This is a genomic window from Desulfonatronospira thiodismutans ASO3-1, assembly GCF_000174435.1.
In the GTDB taxonomy this organism is placed as follows: domain Bacteria; phylum Desulfobacterota; class Desulfovibrionia; order Desulfovibrionales; family Desulfonatronovibrionaceae; genus Desulfonatronospira; species Desulfonatronospira thiodismutans.
Window position 1 is genome coordinate 783653 of sequence record NZ_ACJN02000003.1, and the last position, 26937, is coordinate 810589.

Annotated in this window: 21 protein-coding genes; 18 read left to right on the plus strand and 3 right to left on the minus strand. The window is 54.1% G+C overall.

Annotated elements, in window-relative coordinates; genetic code table 11:
* Positions 1–230 precede the first annotated feature (230 nt).
* From DTHIO_RS15500 to DTHIO_RS15525, 6 genes are all read left to right on the plus strand, one after another.
* Positions 231–656 carry a DUF4168 domain-containing protein gene (locus DTHIO_RS15500; protein ID WP_008871204.1) on the plus strand — a complete coding sequence of 142 codons (426 nt, stop codon included), beginning with the start codon at positions 231–233 and terminating at the stop codon, positions 654–656.
* Between the two features lie 24 nt (positions 657–680).
* Complete coding sequence (locus tag DTHIO_RS15505) at positions 681–938, plus strand: hypothetical protein (RefSeq protein WP_008871205.1); 258 nt, start codon at positions 681–683, stop codon at positions 936–938.
* Between the two features lie 257 nt (positions 939–1195).
* Entirely contained in the window at positions 1196–4336 is a 3141-nt protein-coding gene (locus DTHIO_RS15510) for an MFS transporter (protein ID WP_008871206.1), read from the plus strand.
* Positions 4337–4638: 302 nt separating this feature from the next.
* Positions 4639–6576: an AsmA family protein gene (locus DTHIO_RS15515; RefSeq protein ID WP_008871207.1), complete on the plus strand. Its 1938-nt coding sequence runs from the start codon at positions 4639–4641 to the stop codon at positions 6574–6576.
* A 138-nt stretch (positions 6577–6714) separates the two neighbouring features.
* On the plus strand, positions 6715–8601 hold the full coding sequence (locus tag DTHIO_RS15520; protein WP_008871208.1) for a flagellar assembly protein A: 1887 nt from the start codon (positions 6715–6717) through the stop codon (positions 8599–8601).
* A gap of 69 nt (positions 8602–8670) precedes the next feature.
* Positions 8671–9021: a flagellar protein FlaG gene (locus DTHIO_RS15525; protein WP_008871209.1), complete on the plus strand. Its 351-nt coding sequence runs from the start codon at positions 8671–8673 to the stop codon at positions 9019–9021.
* 487 nt (positions 9022–9508) lie between these two features.
* Here the strand turns inward: DTHIO_RS15525 and DTHIO_RS15530 are convergent, their stop codons facing one another.
* Positions 9509–9769, minus strand: coding sequence for a hypothetical protein (locus tag DTHIO_RS15530; protein ID WP_008871211.1), 261 nt, complete (start codon positions 9767–9769; stop codon positions 9509–9511).
* Positions 9770–10340: 571 nt separating this feature from the next.
* A complete protein-coding gene (locus DTHIO_RS15535; protein ID WP_008871212.1) occupies positions 10341–11243 on the minus strand; it encodes a DMT family transporter in 903 nt (300 codons plus the stop codon).
* Between the two features lie 284 nt (positions 11244–11527).
* Between DTHIO_RS15535 and amrS the strand changes: the two genes are divergently transcribed.
* The gene (gene amrS / locus DTHIO_RS15540) at positions 11528–12709 is read left to right on the plus strand and encodes an AmmeMemoRadiSam system radical SAM enzyme (protein ID WP_008871213.1); all 1182 of its coding nucleotides are present in this window, start codon (positions 11528–11530) and stop codon (positions 12707–12709) included.
* 202 nt (positions 12710–12911) lie between these two features.
* Here the strand turns inward: amrS and DTHIO_RS15545 are convergent, their stop codons facing one another.
* Positions 12912–13967, minus strand: coding sequence for a radical SAM protein (locus DTHIO_RS15545; protein WP_008871214.1), 1056 nt, complete (start codon positions 13965–13967; stop codon positions 12912–12914).
* A gap of 831 nt (positions 13968–14798) precedes the next feature.
* Between DTHIO_RS15545 and DTHIO_RS15550 the strand changes: the two genes are divergently transcribed.
* The 11 genes from DTHIO_RS15550 (at position 14799) to cobJ (ending at position 26798) form a co-directional block, all read left to right on the plus strand.
* Positions 14799–15962, plus strand: a complete 1164-nt coding sequence (locus DTHIO_RS15550; RefSeq protein WP_008871215.1) for an efflux RND transporter periplasmic adaptor subunit — start codon at positions 14799–14801, stop codon at positions 15960–15962.
* Positions 15963–16146: 184 nt separating this feature from the next.
* Positions 16147–19224, plus strand: coding sequence for an efflux RND transporter permease subunit (locus DTHIO_RS15555; RefSeq protein WP_008871216.1), 3078 nt, complete (start codon positions 16147–16149; stop codon positions 19222–19224).
* Between the two features lie 12 nt (positions 19225–19236).
* A complete protein-coding gene (locus tag DTHIO_RS15560) occupies positions 19237–19683 on the plus strand; it encodes a TspO/MBR family protein (protein WP_008871217.1) in 447 nt (148 codons plus the stop codon).
* Positions 19684–19843: 160 nt separating this feature from the next.
* Entirely contained in the window at positions 19844–20293 is a 450-nt protein-coding gene (locus DTHIO_RS15565) for a PIN domain-containing protein (protein ID WP_008871218.1), read from the plus strand.
* On the plus strand, positions 20283–20498 hold the full coding sequence (locus DTHIO_RS15570) for a hypothetical protein (RefSeq protein ID WP_008871219.1): 216 nt from the start codon (positions 20283–20285) through the stop codon (positions 20496–20498). Before DTHIO_RS15565 ends, DTHIO_RS15570 begins: the two co-directional genes overlap by 11 nt.
* A gap of 21 nt (positions 20499–20519) precedes the next feature.
* Complete coding sequence (locus DTHIO_RS20625; RefSeq protein ID WP_337833170.1) at positions 20520–20594, plus strand: tryptophan-rich sensory protein; 75 nt, start codon at positions 20520–20522, stop codon at positions 20592–20594.
* Positions 20595–21024: 430 nt separating this feature from the next.
* Positions 21025–22737: a bifunctional sulfate adenylyltransferase/adenylylsulfate kinase gene (locus DTHIO_RS15575; RefSeq protein WP_008871220.1), complete on the plus strand. Its 1713-nt coding sequence runs from the start codon at positions 21025–21027 to the stop codon at positions 22735–22737.
* Between the two features lie 6 nt (positions 22738–22743).
* The gene (locus DTHIO_RS15580) at positions 22744–23973 is read left to right on the plus strand and encodes a bifunctional cobalt-precorrin-7 (C(5))-methyltransferase/cobalt-precorrin-6B (C(15))-methyltransferase (protein ID WP_008871221.1); all 1230 of its coding nucleotides are present in this window, start codon (positions 22744–22746) and stop codon (positions 23971–23973) included.
* 251 nt (positions 23974–24224) lie between these two features.
* Positions 24225–25001 (plus strand): precorrin-4 C(11)-methyltransferase, encoded by a 777-nt coding sequence (gene cobM, locus DTHIO_RS15585; protein ID WP_008871222.1) that lies wholly within the window; start codon positions 24225–24227, stop codon positions 24999–25001.
* Positions 24952–26037, plus strand: coding sequence for a cobalt-precorrin 5A hydrolase (locus DTHIO_RS15590; protein ID WP_083804020.1), 1086 nt, complete (start codon positions 24952–24954; stop codon positions 26035–26037). The genes cobM and DTHIO_RS15590 overlap by 50 nt, the downstream gene beginning before the upstream one ends.
* 29 nt (positions 26038–26066) lie before the next feature.
* Positions 26067–26798: a precorrin-3B C(17)-methyltransferase gene (gene cobJ, locus DTHIO_RS15595; protein WP_040418822.1), complete on the plus strand. Its 732-nt coding sequence runs from the start codon at positions 26067–26069 to the stop codon at positions 26796–26798.
* Positions 26799–26937 lie beyond the last annotated feature (139 nt).

The following is a 26937-nucleotide window of genomic DNA, read 5'->3' on the forward strand; positions in this document are numbered from 1 at the left end:
CTGCACCCTGCACAAAACCGTCTCATGTGTCATATATACACATAAATTACCTGCATCCCTGGCACACTCAGCCCGGCCACGATCTGCAAAAAATCCTCTCAGCCATTGCCTGCAGCCTGCCTGCAAGCTCAATGCAAGACTGGCACACCACTTGCTTTAAATATTTTATGTGTTTCTTTGCTGCACAGGTAGTGCGGCACAACAATTAATTTATTTATTTGGAGGGTTGAATGTTTAGCACGAAAAGTTCAATTGTTCTCAGTCTGGCAGCAGCGGTAATGCTGATCCTCGGCTTCGGCCTGAACGTACAGGCCCAGCAGGAATACCAGCAGGAAGGCCAACAGCAGCAGTATCAGCAGGAAATGATGCAGCAGCAGCAGGCTCCTGACATTGATGTCAGCGATGCCGAACTGGACCAGGTTGCTGATGCCTACCAGGCAGTGACGGATGTGCGTGAGAAATTCCAGCAGGAACTGGGGGAAGTCTCTGATCCTGAAAGGGCCCAGGAACTGCAGCAGCAGGCTGGTGAAGAAATGGTAGAAGCTGTTGAAGCCCAGGGGCTGGATGTACAGACCTACAACCAGGTCATGGAAGCAGCCCAGGTGGATGAAGAACTCAGGAACCAGCTCCTGGAACGCCTTGAAGGAATGCAGTAATCGATTTTCAGGAGGTAACGGCAAATGTGGATTAAAGGAACGTTATTGACACTGGCTGCAGTACTGGTACTTGGTTTTTCCATGGGCTGCGAGCCAGAACAGGAAATGGACGCACCAGAAGGCTTTGAAGAACAGGCACCGCCTGAAGGCTACGATCAGCCTGCTCCCGAGGGCTACGGAGAACCAGCACCCGATGCCTACGAGCAGCCTGCACCCGAAGGGTATGAACAGCCCGAAGGCGAAGATCCCTACGGTGACCCGGGAGAAGAGCCCGGATTCTAAACAGTAACGAACAAAGATCGCTGACTTTTTTCAAAAGCGACATCAAGGCCCTCCAGCCAGCTGGAGGGCCTTTTTTTGCTGCAAAGCATATAAACGGACTATTTGCCGGTTTGCATCAGCGGCTGAAGCTTGACAACACACTGGAAATAATGATTGTGATTTGATTAGCAAAGTTGTTACAAAAAACATTTCAGTTTAAGAAAAAAATTTTATTAAGCAAGTCCACACCTGTTTTTTAGTTATTCATTTTTTACGGCATGCAAAAAGAGATACAAGATATAACATCCCGGGACACATCCACACACAGTTGCCCCGACCAGGAAAACGTATCACCCCTTTTTTTTGATAAAAGCGACTACGATCTCCTGCGCATGGTCAATGATGTCTACACCCGCAAGACTTACCCCGAGCAGAAAAGACTGCTGACCCCACATCTGCACCCTCACGGCATCAAGGAAATGGCCGCCCCAAGGGCGCAGCGCATAGCCTATTCCGTGATTCAGCTCCTGGAATCCCTGGAAAGCGGGGAACGACAGGACAGGATAAGCGCCCTGGGCTCTTTGCGCGACGAGGTCCTTTATACTTCCCACGGACACATGCGCATAAACACCGCCAGGGTTCTGGTGGAAATAATGAAAAACCTGGTCCGCAGCCACGGCGACTGCAGACGACAGCTGGAGCTGGCCAGGGACTTTGCCATGGTCTCTCTGGGCAAACCCCGCAAGGTCCGCTCGGAACTGAAGAGATACCATCTCCTGGAGATGCCGGAAGAGTGGAACCAGGTGGCTTTTGACGAGCATGTCCACGATGTAAACACCACCGGCAGAAAATCACCCACACATCTTATTATGGACGCCTGGATCAAAGGCATCCGCAGGCTCACAGTTATCTATTACAACCATGTTCCCCGGGAAGCCGCCGAAGAACTGCTGCAAGCGGCTTCCATCATGGACATCAAGGTCATGGTGGGCATAGAATTCACCGTGAAGCTAAGAGACAAGCCCGTGCGCATGGTCTGGGTGCCCCGGGGCTTCAGCGACTCCGGAGGATTTATAGATTTTCTGCGCTCCCCGCGCATCCGCCAGTTCATGGATCAGGGCCGCGAAATATCCAGCCTGACCAGGTCCTATGTCCTGCGCCTGCTGCATTCCTTCAACCGCAATCATCTTCCGGCAATCAACCAGGAGATGGGGCTGAACCTGGCCCCTCTGGACGAAAACAGCTTTCTAAAATCCGTGGGGCAGGGGCAGGTTTCAGTACACCACCTGGGCAAATACATCCACGAACTTATCTCTGCAGAACTGGCGGCAAAAAATTGTTACAGCCGTCCCGGGCAAAGTCCGGATCCTTCCGGAGAAGCCGATGACATGGTCCAGGAACCGGACATCTACGATATCATCGAAAACTACCTGCGCACTTCCCAGAACCCTGACGTTCCGGACATATTCGAGACTGAAGATCCCCCCGAGCTTTTGACCCTGACCCCGGAAGAACTGGCGGAAAAACTAAAGAGCCTGCATGCCAATTCCAACATCACCCTCAACCTGTGCGACCTCAAGGTAGAGGACGTCATTGAAATCCTTTTCGACTGCAAGGGCATGATCACTCACCTGGAGATCCTGAACCTGAAAAACCAGGTCCTGGGCCGGGAACACGACAAGGAAAGGATCATAAACCTGCAGAATGCCATCAACGCCGGTAACGTCATCAAACTGAAAAAATACCTGGGGCAGCTGGTGCGCGAAGCTGAAGAGCGCCAGAGCCTTGATTCCTCCAGGCGGGACAAGCTGGTGGAAATACTTTGCGATATATCCACTCTGCAGTCCTTTTATCAGAACCGTCCCCTCTACGGGTGCATCGGATCCGATTCCACCGGCCGTTCCGGTCGTGTTTACGGCATGGGCCTGATACTCTCGGAATCGCTTCCACGAAGCGCCCGCAGGCAGCTTGCGGGCGGGAGCAGGAATGACCACCAGAGACTGGACGTGGGCATAAAATCCCTGACTCAGGATACTTATATCCCCAAGACCCGCTACAATTTTCTCTCAGCCGGGGTCTCCAGGGTTCTGAAGAAAATCCCGGCCCTGAACAGGCTGGAATACCAGAGAGTGCGCGAATGGATCGTGCAGGACTACTACAGCCTGTCCCCGGAAAAGAGTAATATTTTCACCCTGGGGGGGATACACTCCCCCGGGGAGGACGGTCCCGGCGGAAGGCACAATGAAACTAAAAGAACCAGAGGCCTGGCCTCTCTTAAGTATCTAAATACCCGCATCAAGATCGCCTCCAAGATAGGCATTGGATTTATCCCGGCTTTTCTCACTTTTCTGCTCACCCACGAGTGGTGGATTCTCATGTATTTCGGGGCCGTCATCTGGTTCGGCATCACCGGGGTTCGAAACGTAATCCAGTCTGTTCTGGGCTGCGGGGGAATCAACAGGCCTTCCTTAGCCAAGTGGAGCACTTTTGTCAGCTGGGACCGTTTTGCCGATTCCCTGATGTATACGGGTTTTTCGGTCCCGCTTCTGGATTTCATCCTCAAGACCCTCATCCTGGACCAGGGATTCGGGGCCACCGTGGCCACCCACCCGGTAATAGTCTATGCCACCATTTCCCTGGTAAACGGCATGTACCTTTCCACACACAACTATTTCCGGGGGCTGCCCCGGGCCGCTGTCATCGGCAATTTTTTCAGGAGCCTGCTGGCCATTCCCCTGGCCCTGGTCTTCAACTGGTTAGCCGGGGGCATCCTGGCCTTTATGGGTGTGGCCGCCGTGGACCGCATCCTGCAGCAATGGGCCACCATCATATCCAAACTGGCCTCAGACACAGTGGCCGGCATCATCGAGGGATTTGCGGACAGGGCCCTGTATATCCGCCGCAGGATCATGGACTATCGGCGCAAACTGCAGCACCTTTTTGACACCTACGCCCAGCTGGAAATGCTTTTTCCCATGGACGACGTCCTGGACCTGCTGGAATCCACCCGGGAACTTATGCTTACCATTGAGTACGAAAAGCGGGACATGGTAAATATTATTATAGTCAACGCACTGGATTTGATGTACTTCTGGATGTATCAGCCCCGGGCCAAGGGGGTGCTCAAGCTGCTTCTAAGACAGATGACCCGTGAAGAGCGCAAGGTCTTCCTGCTGTCTCAGCATGTTCTTTTCAGGCAGAAAAGAATAAGCAGACTGCTGGTGGACGGACTGGTTGGAAAAAACTTTGCCCGGGCCCTGTCTTTTTACCTGGACCACTGGAGGGAATACTTAGAGGAGATAGAATACCAGGCCAACAAGTACCCCCCGGTTCAGGAAGACATGCACAAATATTCCATGCTGGAAAGCCTGTATCACCCTGCAGCAGGCAATATAAACCGTCCCCCGGATTACCATTGAAAAAAGCTCTGACCCGGGGAAAATACAGTGCTGCGGGCCACGTTGGGATTGCCAATTCAAGCAGTGTATTTTAATACTGTATTCAGGCTGTATGTAACTGTCCGCCCAGGCGGTATTTTTTGCGGCCCAAAATTTCCTGAAAGGCTCAAAAGCCCGGTCCGGCGGTTAATTTTTTGTAACCATTCAGGGGGTCCTCGGTGTTGATTACTGGCACAAGGCCTGGGTACTGTCCCCTGATTTCCTTAAAAAGCTGAACAGATACTCCTGACACCGACAAGTCATTAAAAGAGAGGTAATCAACCATGGCAAGAACAATCAAACTTACCCTGGCCATTGTGGGCATTCTTCTTTTCCTGATTATCCTGGCCATTATCATCCTGCCGCACATAGTTGATTTCAACAAGCACAAGCCCGAGGTAGAGGCAGGCATTTACAATGCCACAGGCTACGAGGTCTCCCTGGAGGGAGATATTGAGCTTTCTTTTCTCCCCTGGCTGGGCATAGATGTAGGAAAGGCCAGCGTGGCCAATCCACCGGATTTTGAAGACGAAAACCTGGGTTCGGTTGAAGCCCTGCAGATACGGCTCAAAGTATGGCCTCTGCTTCTGGGCCAGGTTCAGATGGACCGTGTGGTCCTCAAGGGTCTTAACCTGGACCTGGTAAAAGACGCCCAGGGCCGGCCCAACTGGATCGCTTCCAGGCCGGAGGAATCCAGAGAAGGCGTTATGCTTGGCTCTTCTCTTGCTTACGCAGGGGAAAACGAGCCTGCACAGCAGGATTCCGGAGACATTTTCATCCCGGCCCTGGACATCGCCGGGCTTGAAATCACCGACTCCAACATATCCTACAAAGATATGGGTACAGATGTTCACTTCCGTATTGAAGACCTCGACCTCCTTACAGAACGTATCAGGCAGGACGAGCCTTTTGATCTGCAGTCGGACATGAAATTCAAAAATTTCAGCCCGGAGCTGGATGGCAGAATCAGCCTCACCACACAGGCCCTGCTGCAGGGAGAAGAAAAATCCATCCGGCTTTCAGAGCTGGACATGGATCTGGATCTTTCCGGGGAACCTCTACATGAACCGGTAAAAGACGCCCGGATACGCGGGGACATTGTTTATGCCTTCGGTGCGAACAGCATGGAATTTTCAGAACTATCCATCCAGGCACTGGACGCCGATCTTAGCGGAAAAATAAGTGCCCGTGAACTGGACGCCGTCCCACAGATCAGAATCGACCTGGAGGGAGACAATCTGGACCTGGACCGCATCATGCCTCCACCGGAGGAAAACTCTGAGACGGGCAACAACCCCGGCAACAGCCCTAATTCAAATCCGGAAAATGACGATAAAAATAATATGGACCTGGGTTTTCTGCACGATCTCGCCCTGGAAGGGGAAATAAAGCTGACCAGTCTCAAGGCTTACCAGGCGGTAATCGACGAACTGAGCGCACAGATAACTTCGGGAAACGGGGAGATGGTCATATCTCCGCTCACGGCAAAACTTTACCAGGGCACTTTTGAGGGACTTCTTTCCCTGAAAGACGTGCAGGATGAAGCCCATATCGAGATGGACAGCTCCTTGAGGGATGTGCAGGTAAAACCTCTTCTGCAGGACGTGGCGGAAAAGGACTTTTTGTCCGGCACTGCCGAACTGGACAGTGAACTCAAGACCTTCGGAAAAAACACCGACCTGTTCCTGGAAAACCTTTTCGGCGAGGCACGGATTGAAGTACGCGACGGGACCATCCGGGGCATGGACCTGGACCACATGATCCGGGACGGCTTTGCTGCGGCCTTTGGCGAAGAAAGACCCAGCAGGGACGATGAAGAAACAACCAGGTTTTCCAGTTTCAAGGGCAGCTTTGATATAGCATCCGGCATCGCCTCCTCCCAGGATCTGGAGCTTGACTCTCCTGCCCTGGGCATGACCGGAGACATGCGCTTAGACCTTCCGGAGTCCTACCTGGAATCCCGGGCCAGAGTGACCCTTGCCGGTGCACTGAAAGAAGAAATCGAAGAAAGATATGCCCTTCCCCAGGCAGGAATACCCCTGCGCATCCGCGGCCCCTTTGACGACGTAAGTGTCGGCCTGGATATTGAGGATATAGTACGCGACCTCTTGCGGGAAAAGGGCGAAGGCCTGCTGCAGCAGTTGATGGACCAGATGGACCCTGAAAATGAGGAACAGGAAAACGGAGCAAGGGATATGCTGCAGCGTTTTCTGCCCAGATAAGATGCGTCTACAGAAAGTCTGCGGGAATGTATCCGGTCAACGCTTTACATGTGGCACGGGGACTGTCCCCTGCTTTCCTTAAAAGCGCTGTCTAAATAGATTCGAATATCTGCCACCTGCATCAGGGAGTGGTGAAGCATGACGGACAACAGGGACGGATCAGCCGGTTCTTCTGGCCTGGAACTTGTGGTTTCAGAAGACCGCATGAGTGTCAAAGTCAAAAACTATTCCCCACCTCCGGGAACCCAGTCAAATCTAAGCCTGGAGGACATCTATGCCGAACTGGCAAGACTCGACGTCCTGCTCAAACCCGATGAAGGCCTGCTGAACAATATACTGCTCAGGTCATGGTCCGGCTCGCCCATAAAAGACATGACCATCATGACCGGCATCATGCCCCGCAAAAAAGGGGCCAGCTTTTTCGAGCCCAGGGGCAATCTCTCACTGCCGGTGTTCAAGGGCACCCTGATAGGGGTCTATGCCAGGGCTGAACAGGACCAGTCGGGAAAAAACGTCTTTGGACGCCCTGTTCCTCCCCATAAGCTGGATCAGGAGTATTACCAGGAAATGGTTCTGGGTTCTGGCTGCAAGCTGGACTCCAAGTCCGGCGGAGTTCTGGCCAAGGGTTACGGCCTGGTGCAGATGGATCCCGGAAAAATAGATGTAAAGCCCCTTTTTCGCATTGTCGGCGAGAAAAGCCGGATAGTCAGCATTATCTTCCCCAGGGACTATTATGAGCTGGAAATCCAGATTGAGCAGCTCCTCAAAGCCCTGACTGACATGAAAGTTGCGGAAAGCATGGTGGAACAAAACGCCATTGAGACAGCCCTGGAAAACGCTCACAAAACCCAGTCCCCCCAGATAGCCGTGGTTGCCAGGGGAACTCCGGCAAAGTACGGCCGCAACGGTTACTTTGAGCTGGCCTCTTCACTGCAGCAGGAAGAAGTTGACGATTCCGACGTCACCCGCAGGGTTGATTACCGGGAGCGAAGCGTCTACCGCTCTGTTGCAGAAGGAACCGTCCTGGGCAGGATCCACCAGGCAACCCCGGGGCGCGATGGACAGGACGTGTTCGGCAACGTGATACCCGGCAGAGACGGCAAGGAATGCCCTCTGGGGCCGGGAGAAAATGTCCGCCTGGACCCCTCCACCGGAGAACTCGTGGCCGAATCGGCAGGCCTGGTCCTTTTTCAGGAAAAGCAGGTCTCTGTTCTGGACTTTTTGCAGGTCAACGGTGATGTGGCTCTGTCCACCGGCAACATCAAGCTGAACAAGGGCTCTCTGGAAGTCATGGGCACCGTCAGGGACACCTTCTCTGTGCGCTGTCCGGAACACCTGATTGTGCATAAAAACATTGAGGACGCCCAGGTCCTTGCCGGGGGCAACATCGAGGTCCAGGGCGGAGTGGTCATGAAAGGCTCCGGATACATCAAGGTCAAGGGCAGCCTTCGCTGCAAGTTTGCCGAAAACGCCAATATCATGGCCGTGGGCCAGGTCTCCTTTGCCAACAACCTTACCAACTGTACAGTTGTCTGCAAGGACAGGGTGGTTTCCCAGGGAAAAGGCAAGGTCATGGGCGGTAAGATCACTGCTGAAAAGGGCATGGAGGTCCGGGAACTGGGTTCCAGCTACGGTGTCAGGACAGAGGTGAACATAGGCCTGGTTCCGGAAGAGCTGCAGAGCCTTCTTGACCAGAAAAAAGAGCTGAAAAAACACAAGGACGAGATAAACAAAAAAATCTCTTCCTTTGACCTGAAAAAGTCCACCCCGGAACAGAAAAAAGTCATCAAGGAAATCATGAACGTCTATTCCACCATCCAGGAAAGGCTTCTGGAAACAGAAAGGCAGCTGGAGGAAAAAAGGGAGGAATTCAAAAAAAGCACCAGCCTGGTGCTCAAGGTCACGGACACAGTTTACCCGGGCACGGTTATCACCATATCCGGCAAGACAGTGCAGGTACAAAAAGAGCAAAAGGCCTGCAAATTCTATTACGACCCTGTTGAAGACCGGGTCGCCTGGAGTTGACCGGATTTTCCCGGCTAAAGTTTTCGGCCTTCTGTCCGATATATAAAATAAGCATAAAGGAGGCCGGCAATGAAGATAACCAATTTTGACATAAATCCCCTGGCAGCCCCAACTCTCAAGACCGGAGGGGCCCAACCCAAAAGCGCCGAAGAAACAAAAACCATTGTTCACCCTCAGACTTCGGCCCAGGATCTGGACGAGGACAAGATCCTGGGAGCAGCCAACTCCATCAAGGAATACATGAGTTCCATGGGGGTCAAGCTGAATTTCCAGTTTCAGGGTGAAGGCGAGAGCATCCAGGTGGAGGTGCTGGATCCGACAAGCGACAAAATCATCCGCAAGATACCTTCTGATGAGATCCTGAGCCTGGCCGAATCCATAGAGGATATGCTCGGAGTACTGGTAAACAAGGAGGCTTAAGACCGGCCAGAAAGTCCTGTTAAAGCAGGCCCCAGCTTCACCCCCTGCCAGGGACCGGGCCTGCCGGTTTTTTTAGCGCTGACACCTTTTTCGCAAAACCTGCAAAACCCTCAAGGCTATAACAGCCTGGAAAAAACAAAAAAAGCCAGAACTCCCGCTCCCAGCGGGATATACAGGTACAGTCACGGGGTGCAGCTCTCCCCGCCCTTCCAGGCCAGAAGCCCAAGCACAGCCCCGCCCACCAGAACAGCCAGCAACACGCTAACAGTCACAGACATATATGCTCACCTCCTTGTGTTTTCAATGCATGTTCACATGCACCCTACACCCAGCCATCCAGAACATCAAACTTCGCAAAAAGAGGCGTGGTCCGTGGAGGACCACGCCTCTTTCTCTCTTGTTCTGTAGCCATTCAGCCTGTCTGACTAAAAAGGAACCTGTGAATCAGGAACCCGGCAGTACGGTGCCGGCCAGGGACGCGGGATGTTCAGGAAACAAGGGAAAATATAAGAAACCCTGCCACCAGGACTGCCCCGATGATCCCACAGACCATAAGCAGCTTGCCCAGTTCGGGGGATTCCTCTGTCCTTGAAACTTCTACGGTTTCGCCGGTATTTTTATCCTTGAGTTGCACAGTCTGATTGTCTTCATACATCTGACGCTCGCTGTCAGACAAGTCATCAGGGATATTCATCTGCTTGTAGTCTACCACCCTTGCATCACCATTTTCTGTTTTGTTTGAAGCCATAAAACCTCCAGGTTATAATGTTGGACAAAAACATAGATGCCTCAATCGGGCTTTCGCCCGAAAATCATATCTTCAAGAACAACCTGGGCTGTCCATACTTTTATTAAGCAAATCCTTTTTGCAACCAATTTTTTGCCATGTATATCAAACAAAAAATTCGAATGTGTTCTGCATATTAAATTTAATAATTAACAACCATAAAAAATCGTGTCAACCAATAAACATAAAAATATTGTTCACAATTTCACATGCTTTAAATAACAATACTCTTTTAAAAATGTAACAGTTCAGCCCTTTTTTTGTATCTGTTTACGCAGTGGACATATAAACTGCTACTTTATAATTATCATATACAGTATAAATATCCGTGGACTGTATAATAAACAACAAAGCATACCCCTTAAGGTGTTAAATAAAATTTATTTTACACTACTTTCAACAGTCTTGAAAAAATACCACCAGAACCCTCCAGAACCAGGTTCTGGATGCACCTGCAAAAAAAGCACTGGTCCGAAATTTCCAATGGATCGGCAAGACCATGAAGGTAAACAGAACTTCCAGGCTCCCGACTTCAGGCCCTCAAAAGCCACAGAGCTGCAACGGCCAGGGCCAGGCCCAGGAAGCGGTAAGCATCCAGGCGCTCCCTGAAAAATATCGCCGCCAGCAGCACCGGAACAAGAAAGTTCATGCCGTTGACTACAGCCACAACGGATAAAGGACCAAGAGCCAGGGCACGCAGGAAAAGATAGAAGCCGGCCAGGTTGAGAAGACCCATCAACAGCCCGATACCCAGGGCCAGCCTTCCCGGACCGGGATCCTGGGAAGCGGCGAACATCCTTGGTGCCAGGGCCAAGGTGAACAGGGTGGAAAATATGTAGGACAGGGCCATAAAAGCCCATATATCGGTATAATCAGCTGCAAACTTGCAGGTAATGGCGGACAGACCTCCGGCCAGCATGGCCAGAAAGACCAGCAAGAGACCCCTGGCCCTGCCTGAAACCTGAAAGTCTGAATTTTTGTCCCTTCCCAGAATCCATACAGTGGCCAGGGAGAATAAAAGGCCAAGCACCTGCTGCAGAGCCAGGCTCTCCTGCAGGAAAAAAACCGCAAAAAGGACAACCAGGACGATGTTCATGCGGATCAGAGGATAGGCCACTGCCACTGGCACATACTTCAGGGCCTGGATGTGGCAAAGTGTGGCGCTTGCAAAGGTCAGGCTGTTGGCCAGGGATATGAAAACCAGAAATCCCGGGTCAGCTATCTCCGGACGCCGAATCAGGGTGACAGCACCCGCCAGCACACCCACAGTGGCCATAAAGACAAAGGTGGTCCTGAAAGTGCTGCAGTTTTTAGAAGCCGCCACTTTATACAGGAAGCGCTGAAGGCCCATGAGCACAAGCGCTGAAAGGGAATAAACATACCAGGTTTCCATAACAGGATGCCTTTGCACTGCAGAAAGGGTAAAACCTCTCATGCAATGCCCTCCCCCTTTCCAAAAGTCAACCAGGGTGTTAAGAGACGTCAAGAACTGTCTTTCCAGGCTGAATCCGCATATTAACATGCGGCTACCCCGGCGGAGGGGACAGGCACCGGCACTTTTTCGCCCCCTGGGATGACATATTTTCCCGGAAACTTGTTGCCGGGAACGTGTTCATGTATTATTTTGCATCGGATGATCCGGACCATTTACAACTTATTGCCTGCGTTCAAATTTTCGCAGGCGTATCTTTGCAGTCTTTCCGACTGCAGGGAGGTCTTATGAAAAATACACAAAGCAAGTTAAAAATCAGCCGTAATAAATTCATCAAAAGCGCCATGGGGGCATGTTCGCTCTGCGCTGCTGGCATTGCCGTGGCTTCTTCCAAAGTCATGGCCCAGACAGCCCCACCCGAGGCTGAGCAGCCCCAGACAGCCCGGATGGGCTTTACCAGCCCCAGGGAGGCTGCCTGGTTCAGCAGTGTGGAAGACTCCAAAATAGAGTGCGCACTTTGCCCCAATGGATGCCGGCTCAAACCCGGGGAAAGATCTCTTTGCCGGGTAAGAGAGAACCGCGATGGCAAGGGCTATACCCTGGCCCACTCCAACCCGGCCCTTATCCAGGAGGACCCTGTGGAGCGCAAACCATTTTTTCACGTCCTGCCCGGGACCAGGGCCCTGTCCATCTCCACCGCCGGGTGCAACCTCTCCTGCAAGTTCTGCGAGGTCTGGGACATGGCCCTGGTGGATCCCGAAGAGGTACACGCCTACGACATGCCCCCTGAAGCAGTGGTAAAACATGCCATGGACGCTGGCCTTAAGTCACTGAGCTACGCCTTTGGAGAGCCGGTAATATTTTATGAATACATGAAAAAAACAGCTGAAAAAGCACGGGAGCAGGGGCTTTTAAACCTGATGCACACGGCGGCCTACATCAATTCTGAACCCCTGCAGGAGATCTGCAACTCCGTGGATGCAGTCAACGTGGACCTGAAAAGCTTTGATCAAGAGTTTTACAGGGAGGTTGTCGGGGGAGAACTGCAGCCGGTCTTAGATTCCCTTAAAACCATCCGGGAAAAAGGCCTGCACTTAGAAATAACCACCATAGTTATCCCCACCCTGAACGACGACATGGAGATGATAAATGAAATGTGCAGATGGATAAAAAATGAACTGGGTCCAGACGTACCCCTGCACCTGGCCCGGTTTTACCCCCTGTACCAGCTATCGGGGCTGCCCAGGACCCCGGTGTCCACCCTGGACCAGGCCCGGGAAACAGCAATGCAGGCCGGGCTGAACCATGTCTACGTTTCCCGGGTGACCGGCCACGAGGGAGAAAACACTTTCTGCCCCGGATGTGGCGAAAAGATAATCAACCGGGTGGGCTTCGTCATCGACAGCATGGACATACAGGAAGGCAAATGCAGCCATTGCAGCCGGGAGATTTCCGGCATCTGGGCTTAAGGCCAATGAGCTCATTTAAAACAAGGAGAAAACCAGCTCACGCAACGGCGCTACGGCGCTAAGCTGGAAAGCCATAAGTGTTTTTTCTTTGCGCCTTGGCGTCTTTGCGTGAGATAACTCTTAAGCACTTAGCGCGCTGACGTCCTGGCGTGAGCAAACTCTTAACTATTTTTTACACCTTGGCGTGTGACAACTGAGAAAATCAGGACATCCTGCGCCTGTGCAGCCTGTACTGGGACATGGACCTTTCGTCCAAGTTTGTCAGGCCTGCTTCTTTGGCCCAGTCCATGGCCTCCACAAACTCCCGTGAGTTTATGGATCTGGCAATCTTGTCGTATTCAAAGGCCATATGTTCCACCCGGTACTGGGACATGATATTGACATAAGTATCTCTGGGCAGGTTCTCTGCCACCCAGTCTACAAACTCCCTGGTCCCGGCCACCCGGTTGGGCATGACTAAGTGGCGGACCATGACGCCTCTTCTGGCAACACCCCTTTCGTCTTTCTCCAACACCCCGACCTGGCGGTTCATCTCAATTATTGAATCCTGAGCCATTTCCGGATAGTCCCCGCGTCCTTCGAGAACGTACTTTGCAGACTCATCACTGCCCATGAATTTGAGATCCGGCAGATAGATATCCACTATTCCGTCCAGAAGCTCGATATTCTCCACGAGTTCATAGCCCCCGGTATTGTAGCACAGCGGAAGATTCAGGCCATTTTTCATGGCTATTCTTGTGGCGCTTAGAATATTGGGCATGACATGGGTGGGAGTAACAAGGTTTATGTTGTGGCAACCGCGCCGCTGCAGATCCAGCATCATTTCCGCCAGCTCTTCATCCTCCACTTCCCTGCCCCGCCCTTCATGGGCTATGGGCCAGTTCTGGCAGAACACGCAGCGCAGGTTGCAGTTGGAGAAAAAGATTGTCCCGGATCCGTTATCCCCCACCAGGGGCAGCTCTTCCCCGAAATGCGGTGACCTGCTGTGCACCACGGCCCGGCCCGGGGCCCGGCAAAAGCCTTCTTCGCCGTCAAGCCGGTTCACACCACACTTGTGGGGGCAAAGGGTACACTTCTCCAGTCGGGCATAGGCCTCATCCACCCTGTCCTTGAGCCTGCCCTCTTCTTCCAGCCGGGCATAAGCTGGAGTCCATTCGCTGTTGCCCACCCCGGGGTTTCCAGCCTCGGAGCACCCGGCAAAAAAGAATGTGCCTGCAGTTGCAAACACGCCTTTGACAAAATTTCTGCGGGTAATCATAACCTGCTGCCTCCTTGAATCAAAAAAGGCCCCGGACAGCACAAGCACCATTAATCATGCTGCCCTGGTTTGCACCTTTAATCATTTGTCACTCTTCTGTCAGCCATCACGTAACCATTCAGGGGGGCCTCGGTGGTGGCTACTGGGACTCACGCCTCTGGCGTGACTGGGGACTGTCCCCGCTAAGTACTAAGGCGGGCATTGCCCACAACCCAATAAAGAAAAGAGCTTTTTTGACAGGATTAACAGGATTAAGAGATTGATTAAGAGAAAAACATTTTTGTCCTGGCCGGAAGCCAGGCCAAAAGGTAATCACTCCAGCACTCACTTTTTTCCGGCACTCATGAAGAAGAAAGTGAGTGCTGGATGGTTAATGCAATCAGCGGCTTCCGGCCGCTGATTGCTTATCCTGTCAATCCTGTTAATCCTGTCTAAGTTTCTTGTTTTTTGTGACATGGTCTCAAGAGTAAATCACTAGCTGTGCAGGTTCACAAACTTAGTGTCTACAATTTTTGTATTGCGAAAAAGGTGTCGCGGGGACTGTCCCCGGGCCGTTTCCTGCGCTTTTTGAATGGTTACCCCATCACCATGTCTCGGCAGGATTCCAGACAGATTCTCATTGTCAGATAAATAATACACTCATCCGGGATGTAAATAAAGCGCAAACATCATTACTCAGCACATCTTATGTCTGACCTTTTTTACCCATTTCAGGTTTGACGCAAAATGGGTAAAAAGAGAGCTCAGTATTTTTGTGCAAATTATCCAAAAAAACTTGTCCGGAGCTGTTTTAATGGCTATTATGTTTTTCCCCGCAGGAGATATGAAAAAATGAAAAAATTTGTGACTCTGGCCATTATCCTCTCATTTCTGGGACTGATGGGATACAAGGTCTACCAGGACATCCTTTTTCCTGAACCCGCCTCCAATGGCCCGGGCCAGAGAGCTCAGGCCGTAAGCGTCGAGCCGGTACGCACCGAGACTTTGCTCCACCGTGCAGAGATTACCGGCACCCTGGTGGCTGAAACATCATTTCAGGTCGCCCCCAGGGTGTCCGGCAGACTTGAAAAACTGCACGTGGATATCGGAGACCGGGTGGCCAGAGGGGACATCATAGCAGAGCTGGACAGCGAAGAATTCGCCCAGGAGGTCCATATGGCCACGGCTGAACTGGAGCTCGCCCGGGCTGCACTGGTGGAAAGCTCCAGTGAGCTGGAGGTGGCCCGAAAAGACCTGGACCGTTCCCAAAGGCTTTTTGAAAGGGGCAATCTCTCCCAGTCCGAGCTGGACCAGGCCCAGTCTGTATTTGATGTCCGCCAGTCCAGACATGATGTGGCCCAGGCTCAGGTCAGGCAGAGACAGGCCGCCTTAGAGGCTGCCAGGGTCAGGCTGGAATATACCACCATCCGGGCCAGATGGTCCGGGGATGACCCCACCCGCCGGGCGGCCCGCCGCTTTGTGGACGAAGGCGACATGCTGCAGGCCAACGAGCCCATAGTCACCATCATTTGCACCAGAAATCTCAAGGCGGTCATAAATGTAATCGAACGGGACTATCCCTTCATATCCACCGGCCAGAGTGCTGTAATCAAGCCGGACGCCTTTTCAGACCTGCAGCTTGAGGGAACCATCATCCGCCTGGCCCCTCTGCTGGAGGATGCCACCCGTCAGGCCAGGGCGGAGGTGCTTGTGCCCAACCCGGACGGTCGTCTGGCCCCGGGAATGTTTGTCCGGGTGCAGATTGAACTGGGTCAAAGGCCGCAGGCCACAGCTGTCCCCTCGGCGGCCCTGGCCCGCCGCAACGGCTCCCATGGGGTTTTTGTGGCCCACAGGGACACCATGCAGGCACATTTCGTCCCGGTGCGCACAGGGCTTCAGGACGGCCGGCTGGTGGAAATAATTGAGCCTGAGCTGGAGGGCTACGTGGTCACCTCGGGCAGGCACCTGCTGGTGGACGGGGCTGACATTGTCGTACCTGAAGGATTTGAAGAGTGATAATTGGGGGATTTAGGGATTGGGGAATTGGGGGATTCAGGGACTTGGGGAATGGATGCGGGTAGAGGCAGCCTTGTTGGAAGCTTTGCATTTTTATAGGCTTAAATAGTCAGCCTTGCCTGTGGACCGCCATCGGATATCCGACAACAAATAACAGATAATAGATTTACCAACAAAGCCAGAAATGAACAAGCTCTCCTCTTTCGCAGTCTCCCGCCCGGTCCTGGTGACCATGGCCTCCTTGATAGTGTTGCTGCTGGGCCTGGTCTCCCTGTCCAGAGTAGCCATAGACCTCATGCCGGACATCACCTACCCCACCATCAGCGTGCGCACTAATTATGAACATGCCGGACCGCAGGAGGTCGAAAACCTAATTACCAGGCCTTTGGAACGGGCCTTCAGCGCCGTACCCGGGGTAGATGAAATATATTCCAGGTCGGTGGAGGGCTTAAGCGATATCCGGGTCAGCTTTGCCTGGGGAACGGACCTGGATGCAGCCGCCAATGACCTGCGCGACCGCCTGGACCGGGTCGCCCCGAACCTGCCCACTGATGCCGACCGGCCCTTTCTGCGCAAATTCGACCTGGCCAGTTTTCCCATACTTATCCTGGGGGCCTCCAGCCGCCTGGACCCCATAGAGGCCCGCCGACTCATCGAGGACGAGGTGCGCCACAGGGTGGAACGTGTCCCCGGGGTGGCCGCCCTGGAAATCCGCGGAGGCCTGGAACGCGAAATCCATGTAGACCTGCTGCCGGGCAAGATCCAGGCCCTGGACCTTTCCTTAGAGGAAATAAACCGGCGTATCCGTGAGGCCAACCTGAACTTCCCGGCAGGAGTGCGCGAAGAGGACCAGCATGAGACCACCGTGCGCATCCTGGGAGAATTCACCGACCTGCAGGAACTCTCAGGAACAGTCATTGCCCAGAGAGACGGGTCCACCATCAGGCTGGGGGACATCGCCGATGTCCAGGACTCCTGGGAGCGCATAACCCGCCTGGTCAGGGTCAATGGAGAACCGGGCATCAGGCTTACCATCAACAAGCAGTCCGGGGCCAATACCGTGGAAGTGGCCGGCCAGGTCCTGCAGGAAGTGGAGCGCATCAACCGTGAGTTCCCCCAGCTGGGCATATCCCCCATTATCGACACTTCCAGCTACATCCAGAGGTCCATCACCAACGTGGCCGGAACCCTGCTCTACGGCAGCTTTTTTGCCGTGCTGGTGCTGCTCTTTTTCCTGCGCAGCCTGCGGGGCACGGCCATCGTGGCCGCAGCCATTCCCATCTCCATCGTGGCCACCTTTATCATTATATATTTCGGAGGGTTCACCATAAACCTCATGACCCTGGGGGGACTGGCCCTGGGGGCGGGACTGCTGGTGGACAACTCCATAGTGGTCCTGGAAAACATCCACCGTAAGCGCGAAGGCGGCTCCCCACCGCCCCAGGCCTCGGTCTCCGGGGCCGGAGAGGTGGCAGCAGCCATCACCGCCAGCACTTTGACCACCATGGCCGTATTTCTGCCCATAATATTTATCCGGGGCATGGCCGGGGTCATGTTTACCCAGCTGGCCTATGTGGTGGGTTTTTCCCTGCTTTGCTCCCTGGCTGTGGCCCTGCTTCTGGTGCCCATGCTCTACTCCAGATGTCTTGGCCCCATGAGCTGCGCCGGGGGCAAAACAGGCACAGTCGGCGGCATAAATGCAGTATCTAAACGCTTTTTCGGCAGCCTTGAATCCAGCTATCAGTCCCTGCTGGACACCTGCCTCAGGCACAGGGCCCTGACCATCCTCACCGCCCTGCTGCTTCTAATCTCCAGCATGGCCTTGGTGCCCTACATCGGAACTGAGATGATGCCTGAGACCGATGAGGGGGAGGTGCGCATAAATATAGAAATGGACGTGGGCTCCAGGCTGGAAGTCCTGGACAGGGCCGCTTTGCAGGTGGAGGAAATCGTCAAGCGCCAGGTCCCTGAGGCCGAAAACGTCATTTCCTTTCTGGGCGGTGTGGGCTGGCGCTTTTCCGGCTCCCACCTGGGGGAAGTCCGCATAAGCTTGGTGGAGGAAAGTAAAAGAGACCGCTCCAGCCAGGAGATTGCAAATGACCTGCGCCGCGAGCTGAACCGGATTCCCGGGGCGCAGATAAGGACCAGGGCCGGCGGCGGGCTGTTTATCCTGCGCCTGGGCGCATCCGATGGCGACCGGGTGGAGGTGGAAATCCGGGGACACGACTTAGATACCTCTGCGGCCCTGTCCCAGAGAGTCCAGGAACTGGTGGAAGCTGTGCCCGGCATAAGCGATGCCAGTATCAGCCGCGAAACCGAGGCCCCGGAAGAAATCATAACCGTTGACCGCGCCCGGGCTGAAAGCATGGGAGTAAGCGTCTCCCAGGCTGGCGAAGCCCTGCGCACCGTGCTTTCAGGTTCCACTGCAGGCTACTTCCGGGACCGGGGAGAGGAGTATTCCATCCGGGTCAAGCTCAAGGACGCGGAATTCATGCCCCTTGATGAAATCTTAGACACCACCGTGGCCGGACTGGGAGACACCGGCATTGCCCTGCGCAACCTGGTGGACGTACGCCCGGGCACCGGACCCATGAATATCGAGAGAAAGGACCAGGAAAGGATTGTTACTGTCTCGGCTGACTTTGCAGACACCAGCCTGGGAGAGGTTGTGCGCGATATTCGAAGCCAGCTGGAGCTCATGCCCATTCCCCAGGGCTTCAGCATCGGTTTCGGCGGGGACTACGAAGAACAGCAGGAGGCCTTTGGAGAACTGGGACTGGGGCTTATCCTGGCCCTGGTGCTGGTGTACATGGTCCTGGCCTGCCTCTACGAGTCCCTGCGCGACCCTTTGATAGTCATGTTCGCCGTGCCCATGGCCATCATCGGCGTCTGCCTGATGCTTTTTCTCACCAACACCACCTTCAATATCCAGTCCTACATAGGGTGCATCATGCTGGTGGGCATCCTGGTGAACAACGCCATCCTGCTGGTGGCCCAGACCAACCTGCTGCGCCGCAGGGACGGCATGCTCATGCAGTCCGCCATCCGGGAGGCCGGACGCAGGAGACTCAGGCCCATTCTCATGACCGCCCTGACCACCATCTTCGCCCTGACCCCCCTGGCCATCGGGGCCGGAGAAGGCGGCGAGGCCCAGGCCCCCATGGCCCGGGCCATCATAGGCGGGCTGGCCAGCTCCACTCTGGTCACCCTGGTCCTGGTCCCGGTAATGTATTCCTTCATCGCCCGTAAAGACGATAAATAAAAAGGAAATCCAATGTACTCATTTATCATATTCTTAGCCCTGGTACTCATCACCTCTTCATTCGGAGCCATCTTCAGGCCAGGCCCCTGGTATAATGAGCTTATCAAACCTGCGCTTACCCCTCCGGGCTGGATATTCACTCCTGTCTGGATGACCCTGTACCTCATGATAGCCATCGCCGGCTGGCTGGTCTGGCAAAAAACCCGTTCCATCAAACATCCGGCCATTGTCTGCTGGGGGTGCCAGATTGTATTAAACGCCCTGTGGTCCTGGCTCTTCTTCGGGCTGCAAAGCCCTGCCCTGGCCTTAGTGAATATATTCCTGCTCCTGATCCTGATCCTGGCCTTTATCAGGTTCTCCTGGCCGATAAGCAGGCCAGCCTCCATCCTGTTCATGCCTTATGCCCTGTGGGTAGCCTTCGCCACCTACCTCAACCTGGGCATAGTGCTTTTGAATTGAGAAATATCAGGCATTCTTTTTTATTATCATATTGACATGATGAGCTACCGTGACTTAATTGTAATTTTATATCTGCGAAAAAGTAAAGAGGTATCATGTTCTGCTCTTAACACCAGTTGATATCCGCTTGCCAGCTTAATGAATGGAGTAAATCTTTGACATGCAACTAATTTACCTTGACATGTGTTGCTTCAATCGTCCTTACGACGACCAAAACCAGTCACGTATCCGACTGGAGACAGAAGCAAAGTTAATTATTCAGAAAAAAGTCAAGCAAAGAGAGTGTGGTTTACTCTGGTCATCAACTCTCGACTTTGAGTGCCAAAAAAACCCTTTCGCAGAACATCGCTTAGCTATTACCAGATGGCGGTATCTAGCTGAACGTATAATTTTCGCCACACCCGAGGTGGTTGCCACGGCACATAGATTTGCCAGTTTTGGACTTTCGAATTATGATGCACTTCATGTTGCCTCCGCAATAGAGGGGAAGGCGGATTTTTTTATCACCACCGATGACCGCATACACAAAAAAATAAGCGGAAATAGAGAAATACAGGTAGCCTTTCCAAACAACGCCCTCGCAGCACTGGAGAATTGGTATGAAGACTGAAATGGAAATTCGCATGCAGGGCATGCAGGCTTTAATCAACAAGCTTGGGCTGGTGGAAACAGAACGCTTTCTTGCAGCGGTCTCCAGGGATAGATTCAACTACACACAATGGCGGCGCACAGAATTACCCGAATTGACCATTGAAGCCATTGCAGAACAAGGAAATGAACTGGCGGACAAACTGAATGAAACAAAGAACACTTGAGGCTGACAAATTTCAGCCTCCATCCTGTTCATGCCTTATGCCCTGTGGGTAGCCTTCGCCACCTACCTCAACCTGGGCATAGTGCTTTTGAATTGAATCCTGCCACCACCATGACAGCTAATTTTAAGTTGCAATCAAGATGATTTCTCCAGACAGTATAGATATCATTCTAAGTTCGGAAAACCGCCCCACAGAAAAAGAATTTTACCACAGAGGGCACAGAAGGCACAGAGTTAAGATAAAGAGGGCTTTTCTCTGTGAACCTCTGTGATCTCTGTGGTGTCAAATATTTGATGACAACGGGCATAAAGATCATCTTGAATGCAAGTCGGAATAAACTCTTCCCCATGCCTCATACGCCATGCCCTATGCTCCATGCCCTATGCCCCATGCCCTCTGTCCTCTGCATATTCTCTTCATCGCCAAGTCGCCCTCTCGCCCCCTCGCCCCCTCGCCCAACTATACCCTTGCCTTTAAAGCCCATAAAGTATAGTTATCCCAGATAAACTGCACGCGCAGGGAAACCATGAGCACTGAAAACACAGCCAACTTCTATTCTGAAAACCTTCTGGTTCATTTCCGCCGCATTGACCGCCTCAAGCAGGAGGCCGGCGTTTATCTGTCCATGGATTTAAATCAGAGACAGCTCTGCGACCTGGAGCTTCTGCTCAACCGGGCCTTTTACCCCCTGGTGGGCTTTATGAACCGGGCCGATTATGAATCCGTCCTGGACAATATGCGTCTAACTGACGGCACTGTCTGGCCCATGCCCGTATGCCTGGACGTACCCGAAGCAGTGGCTCAAAAGTTGCATCCAGGCGAGCCTCTGGCCCTGAGGGATGAAGAAGGCTTCATGCTGGCAGTGCTTACCGTCCAGGAAGTCTGGATGCCGGATTTAAAGCGGCATGCCCGGGCCGTTTTCGGGACTTCCAGGCCGGACGAACATCCCGGCGTGGGCAAACTTTTTCAAGAGGTTCATCCGTGGTTCGTGGGCGGCACCCTGGAAGGACTGCATCTGCCCCTTCATTACGACTTTGCTGATCTGCGCACCTCGCCGGCACAAACCCACCGCATCTTCACCCAGAGGGGCTGGCGCAACGTGGCCGGGTTTCAGACCGAGCGGCACCTGCACTGCGCCCACCGGGAAATGATTCTTCGCGGGGCCCGGGAGGCCGGAGCCAACCTCTTTATTCATCCCGTGGTGGGCCGGGCCGGACCCAATGACCTGGACCACTTCACCCTGGTGCGTTGCTACCAGGAATTTATCACCAATTTCCCCAGAAACATGGTTCAGCTGGGACTCATCCCCTTAGAAAGACGTCTGGCCGGTCCCAGGCAGGCACTTTTCGAGGCCATCATCCGGCGCAACTACGGCTGCACGCATTTCATGATCAGTCAGGACCACGGCGACCCATTTGCCGGGGATTCCCGGGAACGCTTTTACCCCCAGGGTGCCGCCCAGGAACTGACAAAGTCCCTTGAAGATGAAATTGATATAAAGATGATTCCCCTGCAGCAGATGGTCTATGTGGAGGACAAGGCCCAGTATTTCCCTGTAAGCCAGGTGGAGCCGGATATGAAGACTAAGGAAATCTCCTCTGCCGAACTCAAGCGCCGCCTGGAATTCGACCTGGAAATCCCGGAATGGTTTTCCTTCCCCGGCGTGGTCCAGGAACTCAAAAAAGCCTATCCACCGCGGCACCGGCAGGGCTTTACCGTATTTATCACCGGTCTGTCCGGGGCCGGCAAGTCCACCCTGGCCAAGGTCCTTTACGTGCGCTTCATGGAAATGCGCGAGCGTCCGGTGACCCTGTTAGATGGAGACATCGTGCGCAAAAACCTGTCCAGCGAACTGGACTTTACCCGGGCCCACCGCAATCTCAATGTTCAGCGCATAGGCTTTGTGGCCTCGGAAATCACCAAGAACCGGGGCATCGCCATCTGCGCCCCCATTGCCCCTTATGAAGAATCCCGCAGCCTGGCCCGGGACATGATTACCCCTTACGGAGGCTTTGTGGAAATTTTCATGTCCACCCCCTTAGATATCTGCGAGCAAAGAGACCGCAAGGGCATCTATGCCAAGGCCAGGTCCGGGGCCATGAAAGGGGTGACCGGTATTGACGACCCTTATGAGCCCCCCAGGAACCCGGAAATAAACATTGACACCACCAACCTGACCCCCACTGAAGCCGCCCAGGAAGTCTTTCTCTTTCTGGAGGAGCAGGGATACATCAGGTAGCCTGCCATGCCGGGGGTACAGGTAATCGGCACAGGTCTGGGGTACGAAGACCTCACCGCCAGGCATTTAGAGATTATCCAGGATTCCCATGTCCTGGTGGGCGGACAGGAACAGCTGGACTGGTTCCCCGGGCACCCGGGCATCAAGCGCCGGATCACCTCCCCCCTGGACGACCTGATCCAGGACATCCGCAACTGGATGCTGGACAGGCAGGTAGCGGTCCTGGCCAGCGGCGATCCCTTATTTTACGGCATAGGCCGCCGGCTCATCCTGGACCTGGGAGCTGACCACCTGGAGGTCCATCCCAATATTTCAGTCATGGCCGGGGCCTTCGCCCGCATCAGGACGCCCTGGGATCAGGCCGCCTGGGTCAGCCTGCACGGCCGCAGCCACAGCCATCTGCTTGCAGCCTTAGACTCCGGCCGGCCTCTTTTTGTCTTTACTGATCCCAGAAACTCTCCAGCCAGGGCGGCCCAAATACTGGAGCAAAACAAAAGCGCAGGCTGGAGCATGTGCGTACTGGAAAGACTGGGCAGGCCGGACGAGCGCGTGCGCTGGTTTTCACCGGCGGAGGCTGCAGACGAAGAATTCATGGAGCCCAACGCCCTGATCCTTTTTCCAGCCCCTGAAAAACCTCAAGAGCCCCGGGTATTGACCCTGGGGACCCCTGATCATTTCTACCTGCACCAGCGGGGCATGATCACCAAGTCCGAAGTGCGGGCGGTATCCCTGGCCAAGCTGGGGCTTGAGCCGGGACACGTATTCTGGGATCTGGGCTCAGCCAGCGGTTCCATGGCCATTGAAGCAGCAATGTTCACCACCGGGGGGCGCATAGTAGCCGTGGAAAAAGACCCGGAGCGCATCAGCCATATCCGGGAAAACATCAGACGTTTTCAGACCCCTGGAGTAGAGGTCCTGCAGATGGATCTGCCGGAGGGCATCCAGGACCTGCCCCCGCCGGACCGGGTGTTCATCGGCGGAGGCGGAGAAGACCTTCCGGAAATAATCCGGCAGACAGCCCGTATCCTTAAGCCCGGCGGACGCATAGTACTCAACCTGGTGGTCTTTGAAACCCTGCACAAAGCAGTGGAGATATTAAACAGCCTGGATTTCAGCACCGAAGTCATCCAGGTTCAGATAAGCCGGGGCAGGCAAATGCCCGGAGGTGTCAGGCTCCAGGCCCAGAACCCGGTGTTTGTACTTTCAGCATTGCCCCGAAATGTTGAAGAGGCATAGGGCATGGAGCATAGGGCATGGAGCATGGGGCATAGGGCATGGGGCAGGTGGAGAAACACTGAGGAACAACGATAAAGCATCGGCTTAGCATCTTTAAACTCCAAGACAAAAGTTTAATCAAGACATAAAAACTGCCTCCTGCCCTCATTTTCAACCAGGGCACGGTACAGCTCCCCTCCTTGGCCAAGGAGGGGCCGGGGGTGGTTTTACAAAAAGCAACATTTTTTTAAACTGGAACACATAATACGTACATGACAAATTATCCGATAAAATTCGTAGGCGCCGGACCCGGCGACCCGGAACTCATCACCGTCAAGGGCTCCAGGGCCCTGCAGCAGGCCGACCTGATCATTTACGCAGGCTCCCTTGTGCCTGACGCAGTCCTGCACTGGGCTGGCCATGACGCCCGCAGGATCAGCAGCGCAGACATGCACTTAGAGGACATTGTTGACTCAATGACCCAGGCTCACTTTAATGGTCTTCAGGTAGTACGCCTGCATTCCGGAGACCCCAGCCTGTACGGGGCCATTTTCGAACAGATAAGCGCCTTAGAAAAAGCCCGGGTACCCTTTGAGATCATCCCGGGCGTCACTGCGGCCTTTGCCGCGGCAGCCTCCCTGCAGATAGAGTATACCCTGCCCGAAATCTGCCAGACCCTGATCCTGACCCGGGCCCAGGGCCGCACCCCGGTACCGGATTCCGAGCACCTGCAATCCCTGGCATCTCACAAGGCGGCCATGGCCATATATCTCTCCTCCGGCCTGGCTGAGCAGGTACAGCCCATCCTGCAGGAAGCCTACGGCCCCCGGGCCCGGGCAGCCATAGTCCACCGGGCCTCGCATCCGGACGAGAAGATAATCCGCACCACCGTATCTGACCTGGCCTGGCAGATGCAGGAACACGGCATAAAAGGCCAGGCACTTATCATCATCGGGGCGGCACTGGAAGACAGCCCGCAGCGTCCCGCCTCCAGGCTTTATGACCCGCAGTTCACCCACGGATTTCGTAAAGGCCGGCAAGAAGATTAACATGCAGCCCCGAAATTTTATGGCCATCTGGGCGGTTACCAGCCAGGGCGCAAATATATGCCGCAAAATCGCCAGGCAGTTCCCCGGTGCGCATATATACCTGGGCGACAAAGTAAAAGACCCTCCACCAGAGGCTGCACTTTTTCAGAGCCTGCAGCAGGCGGTAGAAGAAAAATTCGGCCGTTACCGCTCCCATGTATTTGTCATGGCTGCAGGCATTGCCGTCAGGATCATCGCCCCCCATGTAACTTCCAAACTTTCAGACCCGGCCGTACTGGTGGCTGACGACTCAGGAAATTTTGTCATAAGCCTTTTATCCGGCCACATGGGCGGAGCCAACACTCTGGCCCATCAGCTGTCCCGGGTACTGGGGGCGACCCCGGTAATCACCACAGCCACGGACAATGCCCGGGTGCCGGCCATTGACCAGACCGCCCGGCACCGGAATCTCTTCATGGAAAACCCCCAGGCTGTAAAGCAGGTGAGCATGGCCTTTCTGGCCAAAAAACAAGTTGACCGCTTTGACCCCGGAGGCTGGCTGGACAAGGAAGCTGGAGCCTGGACAAACACTCTTGCAGAGCCCCTCTTTACCCGGCATCCGGGGATAATGGTGCATCACGACATGACCCCGGTCCCGGAGCACATCCTGGTCCTTCGACCCAGAAACCTTTATGTGGGAATCGGCTGCAACAGCGCCACATCCTTTGAGGAAATCCTGGAAGTTCTGCACACGGCATTTGATAAAAACCGCTTGAGTATTCAAAGCATAAACCTTCTGGCCACCATCCGGGAAAAGACCGGCGAACCAGGATTACTGCAGCTGTCAAAGCACCTGCAAAGGCCCTTGATCGGCATCACCAGGCACATCCTGGACCTGGTCCCGGACGTACCCAATCCTTCCCTGATGGTGCAAAGACACATGGGAGTAAAAAGCGTATGCGAAGCAGCAGCCATAATGGCAGCGGACAAAGGGACCCTGATGGTGCCCAAGATCAAGTCCGGCAACGTGACCGTGGCCGTGGCGTCCTGTACATAGTAGGCATCGGCCCCGGCCATGTCTCCCATATGACCCCGGCGGCTCAGCAGGCCCTGCAGGAGGCTCAGGCCGTCTTCGGATATACTACATACATAGACCTGGTGCGTCCCCTGGTGGAGGACAAAAAAATCGTTTCCACCGGCATGCGCCAGGAGGTGGACCGGGTGCGCAGGGCCCTGCAGGCTGCGCGTCAAGGCTCGGTATGCGCCCTGGTCTGCAGCGGCGATCCGGGTATTTACGCCCTGGCCGGGCTGGTATTTGAAATGTGCCGGGAAAACAGCATCCCCATAGGCGACAGCAAAGACAGCCTGAAGCTGGAAGTCATTCCCGGAGTCCCGGCCCTGGGGGCCGGCAGCGCTTTGCTGGGCTCGCCCCTGATGACCGATTTCGCCTGCATCAGCTTAAGCGATCTTCTGACTCCCTGGGAAGCCATTGAAAAACGTATCCAGGCTGCAGCCTGGGGGGATTTCGTCATTGTTTTCTACAATCCCAGGAGCAAAAAAAGAAACTGGCAGCTGGAAACCGCCAGGAAACTTATCCTGGAGCACCGCTCCCCCGGAACACCGGTGGGCCTGGTCACTTCCGCCACCCGCCAAGAAGAGTCCGTAAGCCTTTGCACCCTGGATTCCTTAGACTGCAACCATGTGGGCATGCAGACCACGGTCTTCATCGGCAATTCCAGGACCTTTATCTACGGCAGCCGTATGATCACCCCCAGGGGTTACCATGAAAAATACCAGCTGGAAATGAGGGAAGCATAACTGCTCTTCTTCCTGGCCAGGGGGCAAGTTGTCTGTTCTCCCTGCTTTTTTCGGGGTAAGAGCGGGAACAATCCATGCTGAATATTTACTTAATGCTTTTCATTTGCTGGGATATAAGATAAACAAGCCCCCAAGCAGC